The organism is Neobacillus sp. (assembly GCF_031988165.1).
GTDB lineage: Bacteria > Bacillota > Bacilli > Bacillales > Cytobacillaceae > Neobacillus > Neobacillus rhizosphaerae.
In genome coordinates this window covers 46,115-49,230 of the sequence record NZ_DALZYO010000015.1, presented here as the reverse complement: position 1 = coordinate 49,230, position 3,116 = coordinate 46,115, and the positions used below count along the sequence as shown (strand labels likewise).

The 3,116-nt window shown below is 36.6% G+C and carries 4 protein-coding genes; all 4 read right to left on the bottom strand.

Annotated features, from left to right (window positions below; genetic code table 11):
- Positions 1-227 precede the first annotated feature (227 nt).
- Positions 228-677: a PCYCGC motif-containing (lipo)protein gene (locus tag RTR43_RS10855; RefSeq protein WP_312471777.1), complete on the bottom strand. Its 450-nt coding sequence runs from the start codon at positions 675-677 to the stop codon at positions 228-230.
- A gap of 257 nt (positions 678-934) precedes the next feature.
- Positions 935-1,432, bottom strand: coding sequence for a DUF6803 family protein (locus RTR43_RS10850; protein ID WP_312471775.1), 498 nt, complete (start codon positions 1,430-1,432; stop codon positions 935-937).
- A gap of 151 nt (positions 1,433-1,583) precedes the next feature.
- Entirely contained in the window at positions 1,584-2,141 is a 558-nt protein-coding gene (gene efp / locus RTR43_RS10845) for an elongation factor P (protein ID WP_312471774.1), read from the bottom strand.
- Between the two features lie 20 nt (positions 2,142-2,161).
- The coding region (locus tag RTR43_RS10840) for a M24 family metallopeptidase (RefSeq protein WP_312471773.1) at positions 2,162-3,116 on the bottom strand (955 nt) is incomplete at its 5' end.

Genomic DNA, 3,116 nt, shown 5'->3' with positions numbered 1-3,116 from the left:
GCTGTGATTCGTTTCATATTTTGTGTCACCCCTTTCCTTTATTTATATACTAGTTCATCTTAACAAAAAGGTCTTAACCATAAGGCTGCAAATTCTTACTAATTAGTGAAGTTTTTTAGGTTGTGAAATTATTAATAATATTTTCTCTTGAAGCTTTTGTCTTTTGCAAAAATGAAAAACCACTGGAAATTTATTTTAAAATCTCCAATGGCTCTTTATTACATATCCTACTTAGGTTCAGGCGTTGGAGTTGGATCCCCTAGATTTTTATATTTTCCAGTAATTAATTGATAAATTTTCTTGGAATCTTTACCGCTAAGATGCATATCTATCGCCTCCCGGGCGATATTGACACATGTATCTCACGCTATACCATGTGAATCCCATTCCTCAACTGAATTATCTGGTCCCATATTATGAATAAAGCAATCAAGGTTACTCTTATGGCCATCAGCCTTACAACCACAATAGCAAGGAACTTGAGCGATAACCTCTGGATATGTAGATGCCATAATATATGTTTCTTGAATTTTATCGGAGGTATTTAATACATAATCAGGTAATGGCTCGTGTTTTTTATCAAGTTTCCAACTCTCGTCATCGAGTTTGGAGCCGCATCCTGCAGCCACTATAGCGATTAACGTGAACAGGAACAAAAAAGATGTGATTCGTTTCATACTCTGTTTCACCCCTTTCTATTTTATTTTTACTAGTTCATATTATGTTCTTAATATTAATGCTTAAATGTGCAGAATCTATCGAGAAAAAAGTAATAATTTTTGACTATAGAAAACTATATTAATTTTCCAAGATTTAAAGGCCAATAACACTTGCAACGGTGAACGATCCTACGTTTATTAGAAATGTCGTTATACAATTTTATTAAACAAAAAAAAATGCAGGAGATTCTCACACGAACCTGCTGCCATTTCAATTACATATTCATCATGTCATGACCGCTTGATGCACCTGAACCTAACGCTGGATCAACCATTCCAAAAATCATTGCCACGTGTGCAACTACTAGAAAAATACTAACAAAGATAGCATGAATTTTTAGTTTTTCTTCGACTGTTTTATTTCTAAAAATAATCCCTAAATCAAGCAATGCCATGCCAAGAAATGGAACAATTCCAAGCAGATAGAAAGTAACCGCTACAACATCAATCCAGCCTTTCCATTCTCCGCTTACAGTTAGTGGGATGTAAGCTGTTTTCATTAGGTAAATAAAAATTCCAGTAAAATATAACCCTGCAAATATACCGACTACTCGATTCACTTTTCTTAAGGTACCATCTAGATTTCTCGTAAATAATATTGCAAACTCCGAAATCGCCAGAGTTTCAGCACAAATCACTGGAATCGCCATAAAAATAATCAAGTTCCATGGTTGATTGTCAGCAAGCAGTCCCATATAATGCGTCATGTTCATGTTCATCTTCTCCTTTTTTATTATTGCACATTTAATATAATGAAAAAGTGTGCAGAAACTTAGGAGAAACTATGGATAAATTGTGTTAAGTGAAGGGTACAAAAAAAGCCTTAGTTCCGTTAATTAACGGCCTAAGGCTTTTAATTGAAAATTATGCTCTTGATACGTAAGATGAATCAGTTGTATTGATAATTAACTTATCCCCTTGATTAATGAAGAAAGGAACCTGAACAGAAAGACCAGTTTCAAGGGTAGCAGACTTGGTTCCACCTGAAGAAGTATCACCCTTAATTCCCGGTTCCGTTTCGGCAACTTCTAAAACAACATTGTTTGGCAATTCCACGCCAAGGGTTTCATAATTAAACATCATAATATGTACTTCCATGTTTTCTTTTAAAAACTTTAATTCATATTCAATGTTTGTAGCAGGAAGTTCCACCTGTTCGTAGGATTCCATATCCATAAATACATGCTGGTCACCACTTGCATAAAGATACTGCATTTTGCGGTTATCGATTTGTGCTTTTTCTACTTTCTCACCAGCACGGAAGGTTTTTTCTTGAATTGCTCCATTACGAAGGTTACGTAGCTTAGAACGAACAAAAGCTGCTCCCTTACCTGGCTTTACGTGCTGGAAATCCAAAACACGCCATAGACCGCCATCCACTTCAATTGTTAATCCTGTTTTAAAATCGTTAACAGAAATCATCTTTAAATCCTCCTATGGTCTTACAATATAATTAGTTCTTTTGTTGAATGAGTAAGTGCCTCATTACCATCTTTGGTTATATGAGTGTCATCTTCAATCCGAACGCCGCCAAGTCCTGGGATGTAGATACCTGGTTCACATGTTACCACCATTCCAGGTTCTAAAATGATATCGGACTTCATGGATAAACTAGGACCTTCGTGAACCTCAAGGCCAATTCCGTGCCCAGTTGAATGTCCAAAGTATTCCCCATAACCTTTTTCTGTGATGTAGTCTCTCGTTAAAGCATCTGCTTCCCTGCCTGTCATCCCTGGTTTGAAACCGTCCATCCCTCGCAATTGTGCGTTCAGAACAATATCGTAAATTTCTTTCAACTTCGCATCAGGCTCGCCAACAGCAACCGTCCGAGTAATATCAGAGACATATCCATTATAGTAGGCACCATAATCCATTGTGACAATATCTCCAGCTTCGATCACTTTGTCACTGGCAACACCGTGTGGAAGTGCAGAACGGTGCCCAGAAGCAACAATCGTAGAAAAGGAAGAAGATGTAGCACCGGCTCTTCTCATAAAGAACTCTAATTCATTCGATACCTCTAATTCCGTTTTCCCAGGACGAATAAAATCTAAGATATGTTTAAATGCAGCATCAGCAATATCTGCCGCTACCTTTAATATCTTAATCTCTGCTTCCGTCTTAATCAAGCGTAACTTTTCAATTACACCCGAAATAGGAACAAGTTCAGCTTCAACTTCTTTGTCATACAATTTAAAGGAAGAGTATGTTAAATAATCCTCTTCAAATCCAAGCTTTTGAATTCCTAATTTTTTTACTTGCTCCGCAACTTCTTCGGGAATGGAATTAGAAAATTTTATGATTTCAAAATCTTGACATTGCTTTCTTGCTTGCTCAATATAGCGGAAATCGGTAATAAACTGAGCCTTTTCAGCACTAATTAATACAACTCCTGCC

Bases quoted from the DNA above. Each gene is read 5' to 3' on its own strand.
- efp (WP_312471774.1), bottom strand. From the start codon at position 2,141: ATGATTTCTGTTAACGATTTTAAAACAGGATTAACAATTGAAGTGGAT.
- RTR43_RS10850 (WP_312471775.1), bottom strand. From the start codon at position 1,432: ATGAACATGACGCATTATATGGGACTGCTTGCTGACAATCAACCATGG.